The following is a 367-nucleotide window of genomic DNA, read 5'->3' as shown; positions in this document are numbered from 1 at the left end:
GCTTGATTCACTGGTTAGACGATTGGGTCTGTAGCTCAGTTGGTTAGAGCGCACCCCTGATAAGGGTGAGGTCGGCAGTTCGAATCTGCCCAGACCCACCAATTGTTGTGGTGTGCTGCTGATCCGAATGGGGCCATAGCTCAGCTGGGAGAGCGCCTGCTTTGCACGCAGGAGGTCAGGAGTTCGATCCTCCTTGGCTCCACCATTAATCGTCGAAAGCTCAGACATGAATGTTCAGGTTGAACGAACATTGATGTCTGGTCTTTGTGCCAGAACTGTTCTTTAAAAATTTGGGTATGTGATAGAAGTAGACTGAATAATCTCTTTCACTGGTGATTATTCAAGTCAAGGTAAAATTTGCGAGTTC

At 47.7% G+C, this 367-nt stretch carries 2 tRNA genes; both read left to right on the top strand.

What is annotated here, in order from left to right:
• Positions 1–24 precede the first annotated feature (24 nt).
• Positions 25–101: transfer RNA gene (locus IB273_RS31305), tRNA-Ile, on the top strand.
• Positions 102–129: 28 nt separating this feature from the next.
• Positions 130–205 (top strand) — tRNA-Ala (locus tag IB273_RS31300).
• Positions 206–367: the final 162 nt, after the last annotated feature.

Origin of the sequence: Pseudomonas sp. PDM19 (assembly GCF_014852215.1) — a bacterium.
In the GTDB taxonomy this organism is placed as follows: Bacteria; Pseudomonadota; Gammaproteobacteria; order Pseudomonadales; family Pseudomonadaceae; genus Pseudomonas.
The sequence above is the reverse complement of the archived record's forward strand: the minus strand, read 5'-3'. Positions and strand labels throughout refer to the sequence as shown.